At 71.3% G+C, this 22,920-nt stretch carries 24 protein-coding genes; 15 read left to right on the top strand and 9 right to left on the bottom strand.

Going from position 1 to position 22,920, the window contains the following annotated elements; genetic code table 11:
- Nucleotides 1–76 precede the first annotated feature (76 nt).
- From OG455_RS05860 to OG455_RS05820, 9 genes are read right to left on the bottom strand one after another with little or no spacing between them, the layout of a single operon-like run.
- Nucleotides 77–1,336, bottom strand: a complete 1,260-nt coding sequence (locus tag OG455_RS05860) for a cytochrome P450 (protein ID WP_266290912.1) — start codon at nucleotides 1,334–1,336, stop codon at nucleotides 77–79.
- Entirely contained in the window at nucleotides 1,333–2,409 is a 1,077-nt protein-coding gene (locus tag OG455_RS05855) for an aminomethyltransferase family protein (protein ID WP_266290910.1), read from the bottom strand. Before OG455_RS05855 ends, OG455_RS05860 begins: the two co-directional genes overlap by 4 nt.
- Nucleotides 2,406–3,434: an SDR family oxidoreductase gene (locus OG455_RS05850; protein ID WP_266290908.1), complete on the bottom strand. Its 1,029-nt coding sequence runs from the start codon at nucleotides 3,432–3,434 to the stop codon at nucleotides 2,406–2,408. The genes OG455_RS05855 and OG455_RS05850 overlap by 4 nt, the downstream gene beginning before the upstream one ends.
- Complete coding sequence (locus OG455_RS05845; RefSeq protein WP_266290906.1) at nucleotides 3,431–5,449, bottom strand: amino acid adenylation domain-containing protein; 2,019 nt, start codon at nucleotides 5,447–5,449, stop codon at nucleotides 3,431–3,433. The genes OG455_RS05850 and OG455_RS05845 overlap by 4 nt, the downstream gene beginning before the upstream one ends.
- Nucleotides 5,450–5,451: 2 nt before the next feature.
- A complete protein-coding gene (locus OG455_RS05840) occupies nucleotides 5,452–6,366 on the bottom strand; it encodes a 3-oxoacyl-[acyl-carrier-protein] synthase III C-terminal domain-containing protein (RefSeq protein ID WP_266290904.1) in 915 nt (304 codons plus the stop codon).
- Nucleotides 6,367–6,370: 4 nt separating this feature from the next.
- Nucleotides 6,371–6,997, bottom strand: a complete 627-nt coding sequence (locus OG455_RS05835) for a GNAT family N-acetyltransferase (RefSeq protein ID WP_266290902.1) — start codon at nucleotides 6,995–6,997, stop codon at nucleotides 6,371–6,373.
- On the bottom strand, nucleotides 6,981–7,670 hold the full coding sequence (locus OG455_RS05830; protein WP_266290900.1) for a hypothetical protein: 690 nt from the start codon (nucleotides 7,668–7,670) through the stop codon (nucleotides 6,981–6,983). Before OG455_RS05830 ends, OG455_RS05835 begins: the two co-directional genes overlap by 17 nt.
- Complete coding sequence (locus OG455_RS05825; protein WP_266290898.1) at nucleotides 7,667–9,172, bottom strand: class I adenylate-forming enzyme family protein; 1,506 nt, start codon at nucleotides 9,170–9,172, stop codon at nucleotides 7,667–7,669. Before OG455_RS05825 ends, OG455_RS05830 begins: the two co-directional genes overlap by 4 nt.
- On the bottom strand, nucleotides 9,169–9,606 hold the full coding sequence (locus tag OG455_RS05820; protein WP_266290896.1) for a GNAT family N-acetyltransferase: 438 nt from the start codon (nucleotides 9,604–9,606) through the stop codon (nucleotides 9,169–9,171). The genes OG455_RS05825 and OG455_RS05820 overlap by 4 nt, the downstream gene beginning before the upstream one ends.
- 696 nt (nucleotides 9,607–10,302) lie before the next feature.
- Between OG455_RS05820 and OG455_RS05815 the strand changes: the two genes are divergently transcribed.
- The 15 genes from OG455_RS05815 to OG455_RS05745 all read left to right on the top strand — a co-directional run bounded on the left by OG455_RS05815 (nucleotide 10,303) and on the right by OG455_RS05745 (nucleotide 22,850).
- Nucleotides 10,303–11,529 (top strand): hypothetical protein, encoded by a 1,227-nt coding sequence (locus OG455_RS05815; RefSeq protein WP_266290894.1) that lies wholly within the window; start codon nucleotides 10,303–10,305, stop codon nucleotides 11,527–11,529.
- A 136-nt stretch (nucleotides 11,530–11,665) separates the two neighbouring features.
- Complete coding sequence (locus OG455_RS05810; protein ID WP_266300671.1) at nucleotides 11,666–11,893, top strand: ferredoxin; 228 nt, start codon at nucleotides 11,666–11,668, stop codon at nucleotides 11,891–11,893.
- 66 nt (nucleotides 11,894–11,959) lie between these two features.
- Nucleotides 11,960–12,718: an iron-containing redox enzyme family protein gene (locus tag OG455_RS05805; protein WP_266290892.1), complete on the top strand. Its 759-nt coding sequence runs from the start codon at nucleotides 11,960–11,962 to the stop codon at nucleotides 12,716–12,718.
- A 138-nt stretch (nucleotides 12,719–12,856) separates the two neighbouring features.
- Nucleotides 12,857–13,606, top strand: a complete 750-nt coding sequence (locus tag OG455_RS05800) for an HpcH/HpaI aldolase/citrate lyase family protein (protein ID WP_266290890.1) — start codon at nucleotides 12,857–12,859, stop codon at nucleotides 13,604–13,606.
- A gap of 14 nt (nucleotides 13,607–13,620) precedes the next feature.
- Nucleotides 13,621–14,334, top strand: coding sequence for a hypothetical protein (locus tag OG455_RS05795; RefSeq protein WP_266290888.1), 714 nt, complete (start codon nucleotides 13,621–13,623; stop codon nucleotides 14,332–14,334).
- Nucleotides 14,331–15,323, top strand: a complete 993-nt coding sequence (locus OG455_RS05790) for an alpha/beta hydrolase (RefSeq protein WP_266290886.1) — start codon at nucleotides 14,331–14,333, stop codon at nucleotides 15,321–15,323. The genes OG455_RS05795 and OG455_RS05790 overlap by 4 nt, the downstream gene beginning before the upstream one ends.
- Nucleotides 15,323–15,583, top strand: coding sequence for an acyl carrier protein (locus tag OG455_RS05785; protein ID WP_266290884.1), 261 nt, complete (start codon nucleotides 15,323–15,325; stop codon nucleotides 15,581–15,583). Before OG455_RS05790 ends, OG455_RS05785 begins: the two co-directional genes overlap by 1 nt.
- Complete coding sequence (locus tag OG455_RS05780; RefSeq protein ID WP_266290882.1) at nucleotides 15,583–16,434, top strand: NAD(P)-dependent oxidoreductase; 852 nt, start codon at nucleotides 15,583–15,585, stop codon at nucleotides 16,432–16,434. Before OG455_RS05785 ends, OG455_RS05780 begins: the two co-directional genes overlap by 1 nt.
- Nucleotides 16,431–16,772, top strand: a complete 342-nt coding sequence (locus OG455_RS05775; protein WP_266290880.1) for an acyl carrier protein — start codon at nucleotides 16,431–16,433, stop codon at nucleotides 16,770–16,772. The genes OG455_RS05780 and OG455_RS05775 overlap by 4 nt, the downstream gene beginning before the upstream one ends.
- Complete coding sequence (locus tag OG455_RS05770; protein WP_266290878.1) at nucleotides 16,765–17,916, top strand: acyl-CoA dehydrogenase family protein; 1,152 nt, start codon at nucleotides 16,765–16,767, stop codon at nucleotides 17,914–17,916. The genes OG455_RS05775 and OG455_RS05770 overlap by 8 nt, the downstream gene beginning before the upstream one ends.
- On the top strand, nucleotides 17,913–18,722 hold the full coding sequence (locus tag OG455_RS05765; protein WP_266290876.1) for a hypothetical protein: 810 nt from the start codon (nucleotides 17,913–17,915) through the stop codon (nucleotides 18,720–18,722). The genes OG455_RS05770 and OG455_RS05765 overlap by 4 nt, the downstream gene beginning before the upstream one ends.
- A gap of 52 nt (nucleotides 18,723–18,774) precedes the next feature.
- Nucleotides 18,775–20,214 (top strand): condensation domain-containing protein, encoded by a 1,440-nt coding sequence (locus tag OG455_RS05760; RefSeq protein ID WP_266290874.1) that lies wholly within the window; start codon nucleotides 18,775–18,777, stop codon nucleotides 20,212–20,214.
- Between the two features lie 58 nt (nucleotides 20,215–20,272).
- Nucleotides 20,273–21,250 (top strand): ABC transporter ATP-binding protein, encoded by a 978-nt coding sequence (locus tag OG455_RS05755; protein ID WP_266290872.1) that lies wholly within the window; start codon nucleotides 20,273–20,275, stop codon nucleotides 21,248–21,250.
- On the top strand, nucleotides 21,247–22,077 hold the full coding sequence (locus tag OG455_RS05750) for an ABC transporter permease (RefSeq protein ID WP_266290870.1): 831 nt from the start codon (nucleotides 21,247–21,249) through the stop codon (nucleotides 22,075–22,077). Before OG455_RS05755 ends, OG455_RS05750 begins: the two co-directional genes overlap by 4 nt.
- The gene (locus OG455_RS05745) at nucleotides 22,074–22,850 is read left to right on the top strand and encodes an ABC transporter permease (RefSeq protein WP_266290868.1); all 777 of its coding nucleotides are present in this window, start codon (nucleotides 22,074–22,076) and stop codon (nucleotides 22,848–22,850) included. The genes OG455_RS05750 and OG455_RS05745 overlap by 4 nt, the downstream gene beginning before the upstream one ends.
- The last annotated feature ends 70 nt before the right edge of the window (nucleotides 22,851–22,920 follow it).

The raw sequence follows: 22,920 nt of genomic DNA, 5'->3' as shown, positions 1-22,920 counted from the left end.
CGTACGCATGGTGCGGCGTGCTGGTCCGGTGAAGGTCGCCGAAGGCGGCGCAGCGGCAGGGAGGGCGAGGTAGCGGTCATGGTCGCCGCCACTCTGCCTGGACCGGCAGTGAGGCGTGGCCCGCCTTGAGGATGTTGGCGCTGATCCGGGCGGTTCCAGCGGATCGGAGGTGGTTCACCTGTTCGGTCAACACTCTTAGGATGCAGGACAGTTCGGCGTGCGCGAGATATCTGCCCAGGCAGCGGTGCGGACCGCCGCCGAAGGCCAGGTGCGGGGCCCGGCCGACGGCCGGTCGGTCGGGATCAGGGAAGACCCGCTCGTCGCGGTTGGCCGAGCCGAGCAGGAGCATCAGCATCGCGCCGTCGGGGACGGAGACCCCGCCCACCTGCCGGGCCCCGACCACCGTCCGCACCGTGGCTCGGACCGGGGAGCCGAGCCGGATGCCCTCGCCGATCAGCAGTTCGAGCTCCTCCGGCCGGGCCGGATCGGGCAGGGGCCGGTCGACCACGAAGACGGCCAGGGTGGAGCAGACCGCCGAGACGATGGTCTCGTAACCGGCTTGGAAGAGCTGGAGCACGGAGAGGATCACCTCCTCCCGGCCGGCCGGGCCGTCGGCAGCCCGCCACGCCTCCATCAGCCCGTTCGGCGGCTGGTCCGGGAGGTGGCGGGTCCCGGTCCGCAGGAAGGCCGCGACGGCCCGGACGCAGCCCAGGTTGGCCAGCATCACCCGGGGCGCGGCCTCGACCGTGCTGAGCGGGTCACCGGGGTCGAGCGCACGCGCGGTCAGGTCGACCCAGCGGAGCAGGACCTCGGTCATCTCCTGATCGAGCCCCATCACCTGGGCGATGGCCCGCGCGGCCACCGGACCGGCCAGGTCGCCGACCAGGTCGAAACCGTCGCCCGCCGCCCGGAGCCCGGCCGCGATCCGCTCGACGTGCTCGCCGACCGACCGTTCCACGGCGTCCAGCCGGGGCTTGCTCAGCAGCCCGGCCACCATCCGGCGCAGCCTGGCGTGCACCACTCCGTCGGTGGAGGAGACGACGCCGCCGAAGTCACCGGAGAACCGTAGGTTCAGCTGCCGCCGGGGCTCGCTCCGGCGGTCCGTGATCGACGCGTCCCGGCCGAAGGCCAGTGCGGCGGAGAAGGCCGCGGGTTCGGCCAGCACCTCCCGGACGTCGGCGTACCGACTGACCGCCCACAGGTCCAGCGGCTCCAGATGAGCCACCGGATGGTGGTCGCGGAGCGCCCGATAGGCCCGGTACGGGTCCGCCAGCACCCGGGGGCTCATCGGATCGAAGATCTCGACAGCACTGATCCCTGCCTCCTGCGGTGTCACCGAACGCCCTCCCACTCGACGGGGACGACACCGACCGTGCCGCCCACCTCCCCGCGCGCGGTCCGGACGCAGACCGTGCTGCCCACGGGCACCTCCGGGCTCACGAACGCGAGGCCCAGCCCGCGGTGCAGCCGGAACGAGTAGTTCCCGCTGGTGATCCGGCCCACCTGCGCGCCGTTGTGGATCAACTCGCTCCCTGTGGAGGGTGCTTGGCGACTGTCCAGGACCACCGAGCGCAGCATCCTGGTCGGGCCGTCGGCCCGCCTGGCCAGCAGGGCCGCACGGCCGACGAACTCGGTGTCCAAGGCGACCGCGCGGGCGCAGCCCGCCTCCAGCGGATCGATCGAGGGGCCCAGCTCGTAACCGTGCCGGGGCGTCCCGGACTCCAGGCGGTGTGTCTCGCGCATGGCGAGACCCGCCGGGACCACACCCGCGTCGATCAGACGGCGGTGCACGGCGCGGGCGGCGGCGATCGGGAGGTCGAGCTCGAAGCCGAGCCGACGGCCGAAGCCGGTGGTGGCGATCAACCCCCACCCGTCCTCGACCTCGACCTCGCGCACGCCGAACAGCGGCATGGCGGCGGCCTCCGGGACGATCGGCGCCAACCGGGCCACTGCCTCGGCTCCCTGGAGCGCGAGCAGCACCCGGGCCCCGGAGACGTCCTCGACGGTGCAGGCCGGCGCCGGCCCCGCGGTGGCCCGAAGGGCCCGGAGCACCGGATCCGGGCGGCTCGGCGTCAGCACGAACCGGTCCTCCGCCACCCACCAGACCATCAGGTCGTCCACCACACCGGCGTCGGCCGCCGCCAGCAGGAAGGTGTACTGGCTCCGGCCCGGCCGTATCCGGCGCAGGTCGTTGGTGAAGGTGCGCTGGAGGGCCTCGAAGGCGCCGGGCCCGGAGACCAGGATCGAGCCGAGGTCGGAGGCGTCCCAGAGCACGCTGCGGCTGCGGTGGGCCCGGTACTCCTGGAACGCGCCGGTGAACTCCAGGGGCAGCAGCCAGCCGTCGCTCTCGACCATCCGGGCGCCGAGCGCGGTGTGCTCCTCGTGCAGGGGCAGGAGACGCGCGGTCATGGCCGGTCCCGCTCCCAGACCGCCACCGAGGCCCTCAACAGCATCTCCGCGGCGGGAGGTTCGGGATGGGCGTCGGTCAACGTGCGGCGGGCGTTGGTCGGGCGGTTGGCGGGGTGACCGTCGAAGACCAGCGGTTGCGGTGGCAGTGAGGTGGCCAGCCGCGCCGTCCCCGGGTCCGTCCGGCCGGCCTCGGTCACCAGCTCACGCCAGCTCGGGTAGGGGAGTCGCGCCAGCTCCGGCCTGACCTCGCGCAGCACGTCCAGCACCTCGCCCCAGCGGAGCGATTCGGCGCGGACCAGGTGATAGGCCCGGCCCTGGGCGGGCGCCCGTTCGGCCAGCAGGACGGCCAGCTCCGCCATCCAGTCGACCGGGCTGAGCCGGACCCCGGTCTCCAGGGCCGGAGCGACGCCGAGCCGCAGGCAGAGCCGGAGCACCTGCTCCAGCAGGTCGTCCGGATTCCCCAGCGCCGTACGGGAGTCCGCGGTCGCCCGGCCCGGCCGCAGGATCACCGCCCGGACCCGGCCTTCCTGGTGCGCCACGCTGACCAGCCGATCCGCCGCCCACTTGGACTGGCCGTAGCCGCCGGACACCGGATCGATCAGCTCGAACGGCTCACCGGTCACCGTCCGGGCGACCGCCGCCAGGCTGCCCACGTAGCAGAACGCGGCCGAGGCCGTCTCCGCGAGGCTCAACAGGGTCTCGGTGGCGCCGACGTTGGTCCGGTGCAGCGCGGTGTAGGGCAGAGTCATGTTCACCCGCGCGCCGCAGTGCACCACGTGGGTGACGCCCTGGCCCAGGGCGGCCAGCTCCGCCGCCGACCGACCGAGGTCCCGCGCCGCGAGATCCCCCGCCACCACCTCCAGCCGGCGCTGGTCCGCGTCCGGCAGCGCGGCGTGCAGTTTCGCCCGCCGCTCCTCGTCGGTGGCTCCCCGGACGACGCAGCGCAGCGTGTGGCCGCGGGTGAGCAGGCGATTCGCAAGAGCCGCACCGAGGAAGCCGGTGGCCCCGGTCAGCAGGACGGTCACCGCGCCTGCCCTGGGGCAGCGCCGGCGGCGACCAGTTCCGCATAGGCCCGGACGGTGGTGGCGTCGGCGGACGGGGCCGGGACGTCCCGGCCCAGCTCCCGGCCGATCCTGGCGGCGACCTGCACGGCCGTCAGGGAGTCACCGCCGAGGTCGTGGAAGCCGTCGCCGAGCCCGATCGAGTCGATCCGCAGGATGTCGCAGAACGCGTCCGCGACGAGCCGGTCCAGCCGGCTCCAGCGGCCCGCCCCGGGGCCGGCCGGCGTGGGCGGGACGATCGGCAGCGCCTCGGGCAGCGCCCGGGTGTCGACCTTGCCGTTGGCGTTCACCGGGAACTCGGTGGCCGCCGCCATCCGGCCCGGAATCCACTGCGGGGGAAAGAGCCGCTCCAGCGCCGTCCTGGTCGCCACCAGGTCGATCCCGGCGCCGGGAGCGTGCAGCAGGTACGCCGCCAGGGTGGTCCGGCCCTCCTCCTGGCGTGGCAGCACCAGGGCCTCCTTGACGTTCGGCAGGCTTCGCAGCGCCTCCTCCACGGCGGCCGGTTCCACCCGGTGTCCGCGCACCTTGACCTGCCGGTCGGCGCGGCCCAGCACGGTGACGACACCGTCGGCGTCCACCCTGGCCAGGTCACCGGTTCGCAGCAGCCTGGCGCCCTCGGCACCCCAGGGGTGCGGGAGCCAGCGCTCGGCCGTCAGCGCCGGACGGTTCCGGTAGCCACGCCCCAACGATGGCCCACCGACCAGGAGTTCACCGATCTCGTCGACGCCGAGGAGCTCGCCGTCGCGGCCCACGACGTAGGCCTCGACGTTGTCGATCGGCGTGCCGATCGGCACCCGGCCGCCGATCCGCTCGTCGCCGCCCAGCCAGTGGCAGAAGCAGCCGTGTGTCTCGGTCAGCCCGTAGTGGTTCACCAGCACCCGCTCGGGGTCGGCGGCCAGCCACTGGCTGATCTCCTCGGTGAAGACCAACGGCTCACTGCCGATCATGAGTTGACGAGCCAGGCCGGTCTCCGGGACTCCTCTGGCCATCATCATCCGGATGTGCGTCGGGGTCAGCTTGAGCAGACCGCCCTCGGTGCTCGCGGCGACCGCGAGCAGCTCGTCGGTGGTCGCGCCGTCGGGTGCCACGGTGATCGGCCAGCCCTCCAACAGCGGTGTGAAGATCGTGGTGAGCGAGCCGAGGAAGTACAACGCCCCGCTGAGGAAGGTGCTCTCCTCCCTCCGGTGGGCGAACGCCCTGCCGCACCAGAGGGCGTAGTTGACCAGCTGGGCGTGGGTGCCCTCGACACCCTTGGGTTCGCCGGTGGTGCCGGAGGTGTAGAAGACGAAGGCGAGATCCTCCCCCGAGGCGGGCCGGGGCACCGTGGTCGAGGCCGCTCCCCGCTCGGCCAGCTCGGCGACGGTCAGCAGCGTCCGGCCGGGTCCGGCCAGTTCGGGGGCGAGTTCCTCGGTGGCGACCGCGATGTGTGCGCCGCAGTCGTCCAGCACCGCTCGGATGCGCTCCACCGGCTGGTCGCAGGCGAGCGCGACGTACGCGCCGCCGGCCTCCAGCACGGCGAGAATCGCGACCAGGGCCTCCGGCCCGCGCGGCAGCAGGATCGCCACCGGGACCTCGCGGCCGCAGCCCGCGTCGGCGAGGGCCCGGGCCCAGAGTGCCGAGGTGTCCAGCAGTTCGCCCCGGGTCAGGCGCTCTGCGCCGTATCGTACGGCGAGTCGACCCTCCGGCAGCTCCCGGGCCCTGATCAGCGCCATGATCGAGGTGTCCGGCAGCTCGCGGCTCGGTCCCGCCAGCGCCGCGCCGTCCGGCAGTTCACCGGGCCGGGCGGCCACGCCGGCGGCGGGTGGGCCCGGGGCCCAGATCCGGTCGATCTCCGCCAGGCAACTCGGCCGCGTCCCGGAGAACCCGGCCGCGGCCCAGCCCGGCGGGTGGGGCCGGCCGGCCGGCCAGATCGAGTACTGCCCCCTGGCGTTCCTGACCACGTCGAAGGTCGTCTCGTCCAGGTTGTCCCAGAGCGCCATGCTTACCCCAACTCACTGTATTCGAGGGCGATCAGTGACCATGCCCGGGCGCTGGTGGCGAGCAGCAGCAGCCGCTGCCCGTGGCGCAGGGCGCCGGACCGCTCCAGGGTCGCGAGCGTGATGAGCTGATCCGCGGCGTAGCAGTGGCCGTACTCCGCGATGTTCGGCGCCTGCGCCCTGGAGTCGTCCATCTGGACGGCGGAGGCGAGGAACCGCCGCGTGGAGCGGTCGTAGTTGCCGGTGACGAACCAGTCGAAGCCCCGCTCCGGCTGCTGGACACGGGAGTTGATCTCGTCCAGGGCGCGACCGATCGCCCGCATGACGGTGCGGGCACCCAGGAGCTTCCTGGTCTCCGGCAGCAGGTCGGCATTGACGGCGGTGGCCATTGCCAGGAGCTGGAAGCCGGCTCCGAGCGGGGCCGGGGTGATCAGGCAGGAGACGGCGCTGTCGCTCATCACGGTATTGCCGACCGGCTGGTACCGGGTGCCGAGGGTGAACCGATCGGCGAGGGTGAGCAGTACGCTGTCGGCGTCCTCCGCGAGCACCAGGTCACGGGCGGCCCGGAGGGCCGGCGCGAGGTTGCCGCAGCCGTTGCCGCCGACCGTGAGCGTCGAGGTACGCGGCAGCGGGACGGCTCGCAGCAGCTCCCAGGTGTTCTGGGTGGCCGAGACCAGCCGGGTCGACTCGGTGGAGAAGACCACGGCGGCCGGCTCCGGGCCGCCGCACCGCTCAAGTGTCCGGCGGGCGCTCGCCGCTCCGAGCGCCGCCGCCGAGGCCCCGGCCACCCGGCAGCGCCGGAACCCGTCGGAGCCGAGCGCGTGGAGCCGCTCGGCGACCTCCGGGTCGTCCAGGGTCCCGATGGCCACCGGATCGCCCAACTCATAAGCGATCGCGGAGAGATGGATGCCAGGCCGCATACGATCAGGGCCCCGCGATCCGGCTCAGGCGGGCCTCCAACCCGGCTCGGCAGCGCGCCCACTCCTGCGCCACGATCGAGAACATCGCGGAGTCCCGGAGCAGTCCGTCCTCGCCGGGCGCCCAGGACGGCGACCAGTTCCGCAGCACCCCCTCGAACCGGGCCCCCACCGCCTCGATCGCGGCCCGGGAGCGGGCGTTGCGGGCATCGGTCTTCAGATCCACCCGGGCCACCTCCCAGCTCTCGAAGGCGTGCCTGAACAGCAGGTACTTGGCCTCGGTGTTGACCCCGGTGCCCTGCGCGGAGGCGGACAGCCAGGTGAACCCGACCTCGACCGCGGACAGTCGGTCGCCGCCCGGCCGCAGGCGCGGGTCCCAGTACGCGGTGGCGCCGAGCACCCGGCCGTCGGCCGGTGAGATCAGCACGTACGGGGCGAGCCGGCCGGTCTCGGCGCGGCCGAGCTGGGCGTGGATGTACTTCTCCACCTCGTCCGCCGTGGGCACCCAGGTGAAGTCGTAGGACTCCCGGCCCTCCTCGGCGGCGGCCGCCATCGCCTCGGCGTGCTGGAGGCCCATCGGCTCCAGCCGCACCAGGGTGCCTTCCAGCACCGGTCCCTCAAGTCGAAAGACCATTCGCCGTCTCCTTCTCTCCAGTGATCCTGGCCGCGGCCAGCAACTCGACAGGGGCCCCACCGGGCGTTTCGATCAGTGCCATCCGCAGCGGTCGCCCACCCACGGTGGTGGTGATCGCCGCGGAGCGGAGCTTCGCGCCGAGGCGGACCGCGCGGGCGCAGTCCCGCTCCATCGAGGTGCTGAACACCCCGATGGACGGGAAGCCCCGGTCGTTCATGGCATGGACTTGCCCCTCGCCCCGCGTACCCGGCACGAGCTCGAACTCGCAGTCCATCCCGGGCAGCGGCGAGGGGATGGTCCCACGCACCGTTCCCGGGCCCGGTCCGGCCCAACGCGCCCGGGCGAAGCCCGACCAGAACGCGGCCTCCGCCGCGGTGTCGGGGACCGTGCAGCTGAGGCCGGCGAATCCGGCCTCGGCCGACCGGCGCGGGATCGGTGCGTAGGCGCTCGGCTGACCGGAGTCGCCGCCATGGTCGACCACTTCGAGCCGGATGCCGGGCGGGCCGGAGAGCAGCGCCAGCGGCAGGACGTGGTCCGTCTCCCCGACGCACTCGAAGGAGGCCGGCAGGGCGACCGCGTCGCGGAGCTCCGGCTCGAATCCCCACGACCGCCCTGCCGCCACACCCGCGTCCAGGCCGGCTTCCATGGTCACGTGCGTGACGCCGGCGATCACCGCCGCCCCTGCCCGGCGCTCTCCCAGGAACTGCCCAGCGTGCGGGGGACGCCTGGCAGTTGCTCCCAGCGGAGCCTGATGCCTGGTCGATCCAGCTTGTCCTGGCCGCCCCGAGGCAGCGGGTCCTCGGTCAGCACCACCCGGCAGGGGGCCCGTTGGGCGCCGAGCGCGCCCCGGAGCCAGGCGAGGATCGATTCGGCGGAAGTCTCCCGGCCGTCGATCAACCGGACCAGGCAGCCGATGTCCTCGGTGCTGTCGGCCAGTCGCAGCGGCACCCCGGCGACCTCCAGGATGTCCGGGTGGGAGGTCGCCATTTCCTCCACCTCGTTCAGGTAGATGGCGTAACTCCCCTTCATCACCACGTCCTTGCTCCGACCGACCAGGTGATACCAGCCGTCGTCGTCGCGGCGTCCGATGTCGCCGGTGCGCAACCACCCGTCCACCAGGGTCTGTTCGGTGGCCGTGGGGTTGCGGTAGTAGCCGCTGAAGACCTGGGCGCCGGAGAGTTCGATCTCACCCTCGCCCACCCCCTCGACGAGCCGGCCGGACCGGTCCCGCAGGCGCGCGGAGACCCGCTCGGGCACGCCGACGCTGGCGGTCGCCAGGCCGTCCGGTCCGAGGTGACCGAAGAACGCAGCCGAGGAGGTCTCGGACAGCCCGTAGGCGTTGAACAGCGGTAGCCCGAAACGGCGTTGGAAGCGATCCTGGGTCCGGGGCGACAGTGGCGCGCTGCCGGTGAAGCAGAGTGGTCCCGGCACCGCCGGGTCCCGGTCGGCGGCGAACCGGTTGACCAGCTCGATCAGCTGTGGCACCAGGAAGGTCTGGTCGATCCGGTCCGCCTCCAGCCGGGCCCAGTAGTCCCGTGCGTTGGAGACGTCGAGGTCCGGGAGGACCACCACGCAGGCGCCGAGGACGGCCGCCCAGGTGTGGTGGAGGTTGATCACCCCGGAGCCGGACATCCGCATCGAGCGGGCGATCCGCTGCGGCCGGGAGCCGCGCAGTCGCAGCGAGGCCTGGACATTGCCCAGGGTGCCGTCGTAGAGGCGCTCATGGGTGAAGACAATGGCCTTGGGATCTCCGGTACTTCCGGAGGTGTAGCCGATGAAGACAGCGTCCTCGGGATGGTCGGCGCGGTCCGGGCCGATCCGGCGCGCCGTCAGCTCGGGCTCGATCCCGATCAGGAAGGTCGGCGTACTGTGCGCCAGGATCGCGCCGGTGAGCTCGGTGCCCCACCGCGGGTCGAACAGCACCGGTGGGGAGTCGAGCCTCCAGAGCGCCAGCAGGGTGGGGACGAGGTCGGGGTGGTCATGCAGGGTGAGTGCCGATACCTGGTGCGGCCGGACCCCTTGGTCCAGCAGCCTCGCGTGGATCAGCTCCGCCCGGGCCCACAGGTCGGCCCAGGTCAGGGTCAGGTCCGCGAAGGGCTCGCGGCGGTAGACGATGGCCGGCTCGTCCGGTCTGCTCTCGGCAAGACTTTCATGGCGGTCGAGCAGTTCCCTCACGCGCCGGGGACCTTCCATTCGAGGTGGTGGCTGGAGAGCTCGAACCCGTTCCGGAGGTAGGCGCGGTGGGCGCGGTTCCGTTGGTAGCCGGTGTCGAGGTGGACGGCGTCGCAGCCGTGCCGGACCGCCTCACCCTGCACGTACTCGAGGATGGCCGTACCGAGCCCCTCGCCCTGGTGCTCGGTCAGGGCGGCGAGGTCGTCGAGATAGAGAATGCGACCCCAGGCCATGTTGTGGACGATGCGATAGCCGCCCACCGCCCGGACCTCACCGTCCTGCTCCAGGTAGACGATCCGGTAGCCCTCGTCCCGCTGGACCTTCCACCGGGCGACGAACATCTCCTCGGTGGGGATGTTCTGACGCAATTCCCGGAACACCGGCCAGCATCGGCGGACGTCCGCCTCCTCCGGAGCCGGGTGGATTTCCCACGCCATGATCCCTCCCCTCCTTGGGGGCAGTTGCGGAAAACGTGCAACGCGAGCCTGGAGCAAGGGAGATCCCTCGACCAGAGCTGACGTGAATGATCAGCATCATGCACATCGTCCTGAGTCGGAGTCAATCCCGGTTCCGGTAGGGCTCATGTCCCACCGCATCTTTGACGCCGAGTCAGCTTGGTGCGGCCATATCAGCCAGGGATCCGATTCTCCGCGTGTAGACGGAGATTGCATTACTGAACGTCACCAGCTGGCCACGTCCGGCGGTTGAGTCGTCTCGCGATCTGGGACACGATCGGGTCTTCCTGACAGGCGGGGGTGTCTGGCTGTAAGAATTTGTTGGAACTTGGTGTGTGGTCTGGTGTAGATTTGATTGCCCCGGGGGTTCAAGGACGTTTCGCGGTGCGTGTGGACTCCGCGTTCGGTTCCTTTCTTCAGTCGTTCCCGATTGTCCTGGCCGATTGTTCCGGCCGACTGTCCTGGCCGATTGTTCCGGCCGACCGCTCGGACGCCGAGGACCTCAAGAACCGAGAGGTCGGCTTGCGGTCGATCCAACTTCTTCGAAAAGGTACTTCCCGACGCCCAAGGGGGGGGCTTGTGTTGCCGCTTGTGTCCAAGTCGGAATCACACTTCGCCGGCATCGATGCGGGTACCGAGTTGCGTGCCGCCGTCGCGGCCGCAGCGGACCCGCAATGCGTGGCCGGAATTCTCGACGCCTGCGCCCGTCCGCTGGTCTACAGTCGCCACCACTGGCTGCTCTACAAAGGCGAGTACCGGGTCAGGGCGGACCTGCGGTCGGCTCTGGAGTCGATCCGGTCGCGCGGTCCGGCGGCGTGGGACGACGAGGAATCCGACCTCGTGCTCACCCTGTTCGCTCTCAATGCCTCGGCGGTCGGCCTCGACGAGCTTGTGGAGCACGCGAGTTCGGCTGCCCTGAGGACCGTGCTGCAGGAGCGGTACGCACTGTACGAAGGTGTCCTCGGCCCGGCGGGGCGAAGTCCTGAGGGGCTGCTCGACCTGGCGCACCAGGTCGCCCGGATGCGCGGGCTGGTGCAGGGGACCCATGAGCTCTACTCGGTCATCGACGGCCGCGCCTGGTACCGAACCGAGGGCGTGATCCCCCGCGCGGAGCTCGATCCGGGCAGGCTCGCCGACGCGGTGGAGCAGGAGCTCGCCGCGCTCTTCGACGGGCCGGCCGCTGCGGGTGCGGAGCAGCGACTCTCCTCGGTGACCCGGCAGGCCATCGCCGAGGAGGGCGACAGCGCCTCGGTGGTCCGTGCCATCATGCGGGCAGCCCTGGTCGACCCGGCGCTGCGGGCCGACCACGTCACGGTGACCTGCCCGATGGGTGATCTGCTCGATCGCCCATCGGAGATGACCACCAGCCAGGCCTTCTTCACCGAGACCCAGCTCCGGGACGGCCTCGAACTCGGTGACTACGCCGAGCGGTTGGGCCACGAGTCGGCCGAGCAGCTGGGCCGCACCATCAAGGCCCGGATGCTCAAGCTCAAGCGCGGTGCCATCCGTAGCCTCTACGGGCCCGGCTGTATGCAGGGCCAGTTCGTCGAGAAGCACGGCGGACACATGATCTTCCGCAACGAGGACGCCCACTACCGGGGGCATCAGGCGATCGGCTGCTCCAGCGGCGGCCGCGGCTCGTTCGGGCTGCGCTATCGGATCGACGGCACCGACCAGGAGTTGACGCCCATGGTGGGCGACTTCCGGGTGGTGCGGATGAGCCACGACGAGGCCGACACCTTCGATGCGGACGGGCTGCGAGAGACCATCCGCTACGCGGAGTGGATTCGCATCGTCGTCGAGGAGACCTACCGGGCCGGCGCGGTCATCCGAGTCGACCAGCCGGTCGCCGGCGTCGACCAGCCGGCCGCCGTCGACCAGCCGGTCATCGCCGGCCACCCGTAGCCGACCGGCACCGTCGACCTTCACCGTCGACCTTCACCGTCGACCGGGACCGCCGCCTCGCCTGGCCGTAGCCCCGGGCCGACCGCAACTCCCCACCGAGGCAGCGCCCTCGACGAGAAAGGACAACCCAGTGAAGATGTGGATCGACCAGTCGAAATGCCAGAACAGCGGCCTGTGCGAGGAGGAGGCGCCGGAGCTGTTCGCCATCGGCGAGGACTTCCTGGCATACGTCAGGCAGGACGGCGAGATCCTCCACGGGCCGGGCGGCGCGGCCGACCAGGTGGACGTCCCCGAACAGCTCCGGACCCTGGCCAGGGACACCGCCATGGCCTGCCCGGCGGCCTGCATCCACCTCGTCGACTGACGACACCCCACCCGCGCCCAACCCCGGGCTCCCACCCGACCACCGAGCAACCCAGCTGGAGACACCGTGACCGTCATTCTGGATCAGACCGTGCAGCTCCCGTACGAGGAGGCGCACAGTCGCATCCAGGCGCTGGCCCTCGGCTGTGCCGAGCACCCGGCCGTGAAGAACCCCTTCTACGACCTGTGGATCTCCCAGGAGCTCACCGCCGATCAGGTGGAGCTCGTCGCCAAGAACTTCTACGAGCGGGTGCGCCGCACCCCCATCCGGATCGCGCTGGCGTTCCTGCACATGACGGACATCACCGCCCGCGCCGAGACCGTCGAGAACCTCTACGACGAGATGGGCCACGGCAACCCCGCCAAGGCGCATTCGGTGATCCTCAAGGAGTTCCTGGAGGGTCTGCTCAGCCGTCTGCGCGGCCGCCCCGTCGACCTCGACACGGTGGCCGCTCCGGTGCTGCCGTCCACCCTGCGCCTCATCGAGCAGAGCGAGAAGGTCTTCAGCAGCTCGCTCCCGCAGGAGGTCTGCGGTGCGCTGCTGGCCCAGGAGTGGCACGCCTACCCCCAGTTGGTGAACCTCTACGAGGGCGTGCGGAACTACCGCGGCCTGTACGGCTTCGAGGAGTTCCACGAGAACTGCGAGTTCTTCTACCTGCACATCGGCGCCACCGAGAAGCAGCACAAGGTGCACGCGCTGTCGACCGCGGCGAAGGCCTGCGCGTCGGTCGAGGACATCGAGCAGCTGGAGCGGGGCTTCTCCACCTACCTCGACCTGCTGGCGGAGAACTGGGCCGAGGTCTACCAGGTGCTGAAGGCCGGCTGATCCGGCCTGGACTCCTCCCGGCCCGGCACCCTTCCGGCCCGGCACCCTCCCGATACAGCACCACTCACGCCACACCCCCCCCCGCAGCCGGGGCGACTTGACGCGCGGCGGCCATGGGACCGATGAGAGGGCGCAGCTATGACAGACATCCGGCAGCGGATGACCGACGGACCGGTGTACGGCCTCTTCCTGGTCAGTGCGAGCGCGTTGCTGACCGAGGCGGCGGCCTGCGCCGGGGTCGACTGGGCGGTCATCGACATGGAGGCGGCGGCGATGACCAAGGCCGATGCCCTGCACCAGACCCAGGCGCTGAGCGGCACGGGCGCCACCGCCATCGTCCGGGTGCCGTGCCTGGACCGGCACGCCATCGAGTCCGCCCTCGACCTGGGGGTCGACGGGGTGATGGTGCCCAAGGTCGACCGGGTCGAGGACGCCGAACTCGCCGCGCGGTGCACCCGCTATCCGCCGCAGGGCTCCCGCGGCGTCAACCCGGTCAGGGCCAGTGGCTACTTCACCAGCACCGCCGGGTACCTCGCGACCGCGAACGAGCGGGTGCTGTGCGTCGTGCAGGTCGAGAGCCGGGAGTCCGTCGCGAACAGCGGGGACATCGCGGCCGTGCCCGGGGTGGACCTGCTGTTCGTCGGCACCGGTGACCTGCTGATGGACCTCGGGCAACCGGGCGACCCGACCGGGCCGGCCTTCGACCAGGCCCGGCAGACCGTACTGGCCGCCTGCGCCGCCGCCGGCAAGCCGGCCGGGATCTTCGCACCGAGCACCCGGCTGGCCCGCCAGTACGCCAAGGAGGGGTTCCGCTTCATCGCCGTCGGCAACGAGGTCGGGCTCTTCGTCCAGTCCGCTCAGCTCGCGCTGAACATGCTCCGGAAATAGCGAAGGTGGACCCCTTGGCCCAACCCCAGTTCGTCAGCCCTGGGCAGGCGGTGTCCCGGCGAGTCGTCTTCGAGGGCCGGATCAGCAGGATCGTCGACTACTTCGGCGGCGCGGCCCCGGTCGGCGGCGGTCCGCAGGCGTACCTGGTGGAGCAGCACGACTACGTGCTGCGCCCGCACTTCCACCCCGTCGACCAGTTCCAGGTCCTGCTGGGCGCCACCGGCTCACTGTTCGGACGGCGGCCGATCGGCGCGTTGGAGGTGCACTACGCCGACGCCTTCACCGTCTACGGCCCGCTGGCCGGCGGCAGCCCACCGCTGCGCTACTTCACCCTGCGGGCCGAGCCGACCCTGACCACCTCGTTCATGCCCGAGTCCCGGGCCCTGCTTCCACCCCACGCCGGGCGCAGCCTGCACGCGGGGATCGACCTGGCCCGAACGGACGACGGGGAGGCGCTGCTGGCCGACGACCGGGACGGCCTGCGGGTCGGCCGCCGCTCCGCCGGCCCCGGGGCGGAGCTCTCCGTCCCGGCTGCCGGGCCGGGCGGGCAGTTCCTGTACGTCGCGGCCGGCGCGGTCTCGGTGGCGGGCGTCGAGGGTGACCACGGGCCCGAATCGATCGGCTGGCAGGCGCCCGGTGACGGGCCGGCCATCCTGACCGCCGGAGCCGAGGGGGCCGAGCTCCTCGTGCTGCGGTACCCGGAACCGTCCGAGCGGAGAAGCAGATGAGCACCGAACCGCGACCCGTGCCGGCCCCGCTGCGGATCGATCCCCACCTGGTCCGGACGGCCGCGCTGTACCGCCGCGTCGACCACGCCGACCCGCTCGCGGTCCGGCGGGAGGCGGCCCGCCGGATCACCATCGCCCGGATGACGGGGCTCTGGTTCGGCAGCGATCCCGGCGTCGAGGTACGGGACCGGCTGCTGCCCTCCGATGACGGGATCGAGGTGCCGGTCCGTGTCTACCGACCGGTCGGGGAATCGGAGCCGGGTCCGGCCGTGCTGTACCTGCACGGCGGGGCGTTCATCTCCGGTGATCTCGACTTCGAGCACCCCCGGTGCCTGGAGATGTGCCGCGAGACCGGTTTCACCGTGGTCGCGGTCGACTACCGGCTGGCACCGGAGCACCCGTTCCCGGCGGGGCTGGACGACTGCCTCACGGCGTACCGATGGCTCCGTGCCGAGGGTTCGTCGATCGGCGTCGACGCCGGACGGATCGCGGTGGCGGGCTCCAGCGCGGGCGGAGCGTTGACCGCCGCCCTCTGCCTCCGGGCCCGCGACACCGGGCTCGAACCGCCCGGGCTCCAACTGCTGCTCTACCCCGTGACGGACGACCGGCTCCGGACCAGGTCGGTCCGGGAGTTCGCCGACACGCCGGCCTGGGACTCCCGCAACTGCGTCCACATGTGGGACCACTACCTCGGCCCCGCGGAGCGCCGGGGTCCGGTCTCGCCGTACGCGGCGCCCGCCCGGGCCACCGACCTGCGCGGGCTTCCGCCGGCCTATGTGATGACCGCGGAGTACGACCCGCTGCGGGACGAAGGGGACGAGTACGCCCGACGCCTGGCCGAGGCCGGCGTCCCGACCGAACTGCACCGCTTCGCCGGGACCTTCCACGCGTTCGACACGCTCGCGTCGGCGCCGGTCTCGCGCAGGGCCTGTCGTGAGCACTACGAGGTGCTGCGCGACCGGATGAACGCAACGACAGGGGAGAAGTAATGCCGACCATCATGCCTTCGGAGGACGAGTTCGTGCGGAACGCCGTCCAGTTCCTCGCGGAGATCGGCGCGGACAGCTCCGGACTGGAGCCCGAGACCGACCTGTTCGAGAGCGGAGTCCTGGACTCGCTCGGCTCGTTGGCCTTCCTCGACTTCCTGGAGCAGCAACGTGGTGCCGAGATCGACATCGACACGCTCAACATCAGTATGATCTCGTCGCTGCGAAGCGCCTACGCCTTCATCACCGCGGAGCGTGGGTGATGCGGGTCGGATTCGTCGGCGCCGGCCTGATGGGCGCTCCCATGGTGGAACGCCTGTTGGCGGCAGGGCACGAGGTGGTCGTCTCCTCGCGCTCCCCCGGGCGACTGCCGAGCGGCTGGTCGGTGGTCGACACTCCCGAGGCCGCCGCCGAGCAGGCCGAGGTGATCTGCACCATCCTGCCCGATGCCGCCGAGGTCCGCTCGGTGGTGAGGTCCCTGCTGACGACGGCTCAACCAGGGTCCGTCCTGCTGGAGATGACGACGCACTCCCCGCAGGTCGCCCGGGAGCTGGCCGCCGAGGCGCGGCGGCACGGTGTGGCCTACCTGGACTCCCCGGCCGGCGGCGGCATCGCGGCGGTCCGCGCCGGAGCGCTGGCCTTCTGGGTCGGCGGCTCCGAGGCGGCGGTGGAGCGTGCCCGGCCCGTACTGACCGCCATCGGCGATCCGGAGAAGCTGCGGCACTGCGGGCCGGTGGGCGCGGGCCTGACCGTCAAGTTGCTCAACAACTACCTGGTCGCCGTCACCGCGGTCGCCTCCGGCGAGGTGCTCGCCATGGCCCGCGAGGCCGGGGTGGACCCGCGCCTGGCGATCGAGGCCATCACCAGTGGCGGGGGCGGCGCCAACGCGCAGCTCGCCGGCCTCTACCCGAACCGGGTCCTGGTCGGCGACTTCGAGGCCGGCTTCAAGCTCGGCTACATGGTGAAGGACCTCGGCCACGCGTTCGACCTGGCCGACCGGCTCGCCGTCCCGTCCCCGGTGGGACGCGCGGCCGGCGACCGGATGGGCGAAGCGCTGGCGGCCTACGGCCCCGAGGTCGACTTCGGCTCGGTCTCGCATCTCAACGGCTGGTGATCGAACCGGACTTCGTCCGGGTGCGCCTGTTTGATCCCAATGACGAGCTGATGTCGAAAGGCCGGGAGGCAGCTGTGATGACTGAGGAGATCAGGAAGGTCATTACCGTCATCCCCAAACTCCAGGACATCGTTCCAGGAGTGGCGGCTGACACCGACCTGTGGGACGCCGGCATGGACTCCATGACGAGTGTGCAGATGATGATGCTGCTGGAGGACCACTTCGGCGTGGAGCTTCCGGAGCGCGCGCTGACCCGGGAGACCTTTGCCAGTATCCGCAGTCTTGAGGCGGTGCTGGTCGAACTGCTGAATGAGAAGAAGGCCGTTTCCAGTGACTGAGACCGACCCGCGGGGGTTCACCCCGGAACTGGAGCTCGCGCTGACCGCGGCAGCCGAGCAGGCGGCTGCCAGCGCGGCCGATGTCGACCGCGGCGCGCGGCTACCCACCGAGGCACTCCAAGTGCTCCGCGACACCAACCTGATGGCGGCGATCGCGCCCCGGGAGTTCGGCGGACTGGGGCTCGGTCTCCCCGCGCTGGTGCGGATCGCCGAGCGCCTCGCCCGTAGCTGCGGCTCCTCGGCGATGATCTGGGCCATGCACCAGGCTCAACTGGCCTGCCTGGTAAGGCACCACCGAGAATCGCCGCTGCTGCGGAAGGCGGTGGCCGAGCGATGGCTGATCGCCTCGGTCACCAGCGAGCGCGGTGTCGGTGGCGACCTGCGCAGCAGCCTCAGCAGCCTGGCGGACGGACCGGACGGACGGCAGACCCTGGAGAAGGACGGCACGACCGTCTCCTACGGGGCCGGGGCCGACGCCTATCTGGTCACCGCCCGTCGCACGGCCGACGCGGACACCGGTAACCAGGTCGCCGTCCTGGTGACCCGCGACCAGGTCGAACTGGAGCAGCAGGGGGAGTGGGACGTCCTCGGCATGCGGGGTACCTGCAGTCCGGCGTTCCGGATCCGGGCCGCCTTCCAGCGGGACCAGATCCTGCCGGTACCGTTCCGGACCGTCGCCGCCGAGACCATGGTGCCGGTCTCCCACCTGCTCTGGGCCGGCGTGTGGAGCGGACTGGCCGCCGAGTCGGTGCACCGGGCGGTGCGCTCCGTCCGCGGGCGGGCTCCGGCCGATCCCACCGCCGCGGTACCCGAACTCGCCCGGGCACATCTGAGGTTGACCGCGATGCGCGCACAACTCGACGCGGCCGTGCGCGCCGTGGAGCCGGTCTTCGACGCCGGGCGGGAACCCACGCTGGGGCTCGGCGCGCAGCTGAACGCCCTCAAGATCTCGGTGTCCGAAGGGGCCGTGGAGACGGCCCACCTGGCATTGCAGGTGTGCGGCATGGCCGGCTTCGCCGAACGCGGTCCGTACTCGGTGGCGCGGATCCTGCGTGATGCCTACTCCGCCCCGCTGATGATCGGCAATGGCCGGCTGCTCGCCGCCAACGCCCGGACGGTACTGCTCTCCCGAGGAGAACGATGACGATGCCACCGGACCCGACTCTCCGGGCACCCGGGGTGGTACTCACCCCGGCTGCCGAAGCGCGGATCCTGGACGGCCTGCGGATCGGCCTCGCCGCGGCCTTCTACGGGAGTGAAGAGCACTATCTGGCCCCCCCGGTGATCGCCCGGACGGTCGCCGAACGGGCGGACTATCCGACCTCGTTCCCGCAGTTGCTGGGAACCGTGTACGGCGCCCCCGAGGGCGGTGCGGCCGGCCCGACCGACCTGGTGCTGTCCCCGGCGGCCTGCCACCACGTGTATCCCCTGCTCGCGGGCAGCGTGCTCGGCACCGAACGGCAACTGAGCGTGGAAGCCGTCTGCTATCGCGGCGAGGCGACTGCGGAGACCGGGCGGCTGCGCGCCTTCCGGATGTACGAGGTCGTCCGGTTCGGCGCCCCGGAAGCGGTGATGGACTGGCGCGACCGGGTGCTGGAATCGGCTGTCACCTGGCTCGGCGGACTCGGCCTGGCAGTCGAGGTGGTCGCCGCGAACGACCCGTTCTTCGGCCGGCCCGGGCGGTTGATGGCGGCGGTCCAGCGCACCGGGGAACTCAAGTGGGAGATCGTGACTCGGCTCGGCCACGGGCAGACGCAGTCGGTGGCCTCGGCCAACGGCCACAAGGACCACTTCGGCGCGGCGTTCGGACTCACGCTGACGGACGGCTCGGTGGCGCACAGCGCCTGTCTTGCTTTCGGCCTGGACCGGTTGGTGCTCGCGCTCCAGCACCGCCACGGCCGGTCGGCCGGTGACTGGCCGGCCTCGGTCCGGGAGGCGCTGGGACTCTGACCGGCCACCGGTCGGCAGCCACCCGGTGCGGCGAATCGACCGCAGGATTTCGATGTCCGGCTCAGATCCTGGGCCCGCCGTCTCGATCGACACGTGCGAGCGGCACCTGAACAGGCATAGAGGAAGGACGGAGCCCGTGTCCGAGGCTGACCGTACACCGCTGACCTTCGGCCAGCTGTCCGTCTTGCGGATCACCGCCCGCTGGCCGACCGATCGCTGGCCGGAGACGTACCTGAGTGTCGTCGTCCCGGTACCGGCCGAGTGTCCGCTGGATCGGGTGTACGCGGGGCTGCGCTCGCTGTGCGAGCGGCATGAGTCCCTGCGCACCCACTTCGCGGAGACACCGCGGGGCCCGATCCAGTTCGTGCGGCCGGTGGAGGACCGGGTGCGGATCGCCACCATCGAGGATCCCGGCGCCGATGAGTCCGCTGCCATGGCCATCGGGCGCGGGCAGGCGGCCGAGCTGATCGACCGGGAGAGGGACTTCGGCCGCCGCTTCACCGTGGTCACCGACGGCGGCCGTCCCCGTTTCGTCGTCCTCGTCTGCGACCACATCGCCGCCGACGGGTTCTCGCTGCGCCGTCTGAGCGGCGAACTGACCGTACTCATGGGTGGTGACGATCCGGAAGGGCGGCGCTGGCTGACGGAGACCCCCGTGCAGCCGCGCGAGCTGGCCCTCTTCCAGCGATCGGATGCCAACCGGTCGAGCCGCACGGCTGCCCTCGCGCACTGGACGCGGCTGCTGGACACGCTCGATCCGGGCGTGTTCCCGGTGCCGGATCACGGCGATCAGGATCCGGGACGGATCGAGGCGGTCCTGCGGTCACCGGGGGCCCGCTCGGCGCTGGCCACCGCGGCCGAACGGTTGGGGGTGCCGGCCCACGGGGTGCTGCTGGCACTCAGCTCGGTGGCTCTGGCCGTGGTCAGCGGGACGGCGCGGGTGGTGCTCACCCTGCAGTCGAGCAACCGCTTTCGGCTGCCCTGGCAGGATCTGGTCAGCTCGATGAACCAGTACGCCCCGCTGCCGCTGGACATCGGCGCGGCGCCTGACGGTTTCGGCCGGTACGCCGCGTCCGTCCAGGCCGCCGCGCTCCGGTCCTACCGCTTCGGCGCCTACGACATCGACGAAGTCACCGCTCTGGTGCGCGCGGAGCGTGGCATCGAGCTCGGCTTCGACAACTTCTACAACTTCATGGCGCAGGACATCATGGCGGCGCCGCCGTATCCCGCGGCTTCCGGTCACGCCTCCGCCAGGGTCGAGGCCACCCTCCCCAACCGTCAGGTCGGCCCGCGCTTCGACATGAGGGTCCGCGGCGGCCGCGAGATGCCGGTCGTCATCCGGACCGATCCGCGAGTGCTGCCGGAGGACCGGCTCCATTCACTGCTGTCCTGGTACGACCAGGAGTTGCGGCGGCTCGCCGTCGACGCAGAGGTCAGCACGCAGGCGCTGTACGCGACATGTGAGAGTGCGGTCGCGCGCACGGCCTCCTAGGCCATCGCGGTACGCCAACAGAGCACCCCACCATCGGTCTTCAGTAAGAGGTATTCGGATGCAGGACCTGACCGCCAGATCCGCCATCGAGATCCAAGCACTGGTACGCACCTTCCAGGAGCCGCAGGGGCGGGTGAAGCGCGCGGTGGACGGACTCTCGCTGCGCGTCGAGCAGGGCGAGATGGTGGGTCTGCTCGGGCCCAACGGGGCCGGCAAGACCAGCACCGCGAAGATCCTCATGACAGTGCTGCTGCCGACCTCCGGCCAAGTGAGCGTCCTGGGTCACGATGTCGTGCGCGAAGCGCAGACCGTGCGCCGGCTGATCGGGGTCATCCTCGGCGGTGACGCGGGACTGTACGCGCGGCTGTCGGCCCGGGACAACCTTCTGCTCTTCGCGGACCTGTATGGCATCCCGTACCGGGAGCAGAAGCGCCGCGTGCCCGAACTGCTCGACATGGTCGGCCTGCTGGGGAACGAGCGGAAGCGTGTGGAGACCTATTCGCGCGGCATGAAGCAGCGGCTGCACATCGCCCGCGGCCTGCTGCACGACCCCAAGGTGGTGATCCTCGACGAGCCGAGCAACGGCATCGACCCGGTCGGCGCCCGGGAACTGCGGGCCCTGGTCCGCGACCTGGTGCACCAGCAGGGCCGCACCGTGCTGCTCACCACGCACTACATGTTCGAGGCCGACGAACTCTGCGACCGGGTCGCGGTGATGCGTAACGGCAAGAAGATCGCCGAGGGCACCCCGGAGGCCCTCAAGAAGCAGACCGCCGGCCAGGTCGTGCTGACCGTGAACGTCACCGGCGCCGACGACGGGCACGTGAACCGGCTGCGGGCGCTGCCCGGCATCCGCTCGGTGAGCCTGACCGAGCTGGACTCCGGCCAGTCCCTCGACATCCACAGCGGACTGGAGACAGACGTGACCGCGGCCGTCCTGGCCGAGTTGCGAGAGGTGGCCATACGCGAGGTGTTCAAGCGCGAGCCGACTCTGGAGGACGCGTACGTCGCGTTGATCTCCGGAGGCGGGCGGTGACCGCGTCGACCTCGTGGACCGCGTGGACCGCGTCGACCGCGACGGGTCGGCTGCGGGCGGGTACCGGATTCGTCCTGCGCTCCTGGCGGTTGGAGCTGTGGCAGCTGATGCGCAGCCGGCTGTACCTCTTCCAGTGCGTGCTGCTGCCCCTGATCTTCGCGTCGCTGGCCTTCTACATGTTCCGCAGCTCGACCCGGCACGTCGCGCCCATCGACGTGGCGCTGAGCGCGGCCCTGATGGGCATGTGGTCCTCGACCCTGCTCGGCTCCGGCAACGCGATCAATCGGCTGCGCTGGTCGCAGATCCTCGAGCCCCTTGTCGCCAGCCCCCGATCGACCTTCCTCATCACGCTGCCGTTCGCCCTCGCGACCGCGTCCCTGGGGGTCTACGGGCTGGTGGCAACCCTGCTGTGGAGCGCGCTGCTGTTCGACATGCCGCTGCACATCGCGGATCCACTGCTGTTCGTCGGGGCCGTGGGGGTCACCGTGGTGGCCTTGGGGATGCTCGGGCTGCTGATGGCGTCCGCGTTCATCCTGTACCCGACCGCGCAGTCGCTGGCCAACTTCTTCGAGTATCCGGTCTGGATGCTCAGCGGAATGCTGGTGCCCATCTCCACCCTCCCCGCGTCGGTCCGGTCCATCTCCTATCTCCTCGCGCCCACCTGGGGTGTCAAAGCTCTGGAGGGGGCGGCGGCCGGGACCTCGGGGGCCGGCTCGGCCGTGGGCATGTGCGCCCTGCTCTCGGCGGTCTACATCGCGGTGACGCTGCTACTACAGAAGAGGTTCGAATGGCTGGCTCGCTCCAGCGGCACGCTGGCGTTGCAGTGACGCTGCGACTGTTCTTCGTCGCCGGGTGGCGTTCCCACCTCGCGCTGTTCCGCTGGTTGCGGCCCTCCGCGTTCATTCCCACGGTACTGGGCGTTCCGGTGGTCCAGTTGATCTGGTTCGTCCATCTCGGCCGCTACCTGGGTACCTATCCGACCCAGTACTACGTCGTGGGCAACGCGCTGAACGCGTGTGCCATGGCGGGCCTGTTCGCGCCGGCCATGTCCGTCCAGGGCGAGCGGGTGAGCGGTACGCTCAGCGCGGTGCTCGCCACCCCGGCCAACAGGGCCGTGATGTTCGGCGGCCGGATCGGGCCGGCGGTCCTCATGGGAGCCCTGACCTCCTCGGTCATGCTGGCCCTCGGTACGGCCCTCGGCTGGCTGCACGTCCCGCTCGGCTCGCTGCCCCGACTCGCTCTCGCCGTCCTGGTCACCGCCATGTCGTGCAGTGCCTGCGGCCTGCTCGTCGGCGCGATCGGGCTGCGCACCCGCGAGCCGATCTTCGCCGCCAGCGTGGTGCTGTACTCGATGCTGCTGCTGTGCGGGGTGAACATCCCTCTCGACCGGCTACCCGGCTGGCTTGCCGCGATCGGTGAGGTGATGCCCATGTCGCAGGGCATCGAGGCGGCTCGCGACGCGCTGGCGGGCAGCGGTGGGGTCGTGGGCCTGCTGGGTTGGGAGCTGCTGAAGGCGGCGGTGCTCGCGCTGGCGGCCCTGCTGGTCCTGCGCGTACTGGAGCGGTCCAGCCGAGAGCGGGCCGCACTTGACGACGCGTGAGCGGGGCTGACCGCCCGACGGATCGCCGCCGACGGCTCGCGTCGCACCGAGTGCCCGGTGAGCCGCCGGC

Origin of the sequence: Kitasatospora sp. NBC_01287 (assembly GCF_026340565.1) — a bacterium.
Taxonomy (GTDB): domain Bacteria; phylum Actinomycetota; class Actinomycetes; order Streptomycetales; family Streptomycetaceae; genus Kitasatospora.
The sequence above is the reverse complement of the archived record's forward strand: the minus strand, read 5'-3'. Positions and strand labels throughout refer to the sequence as shown.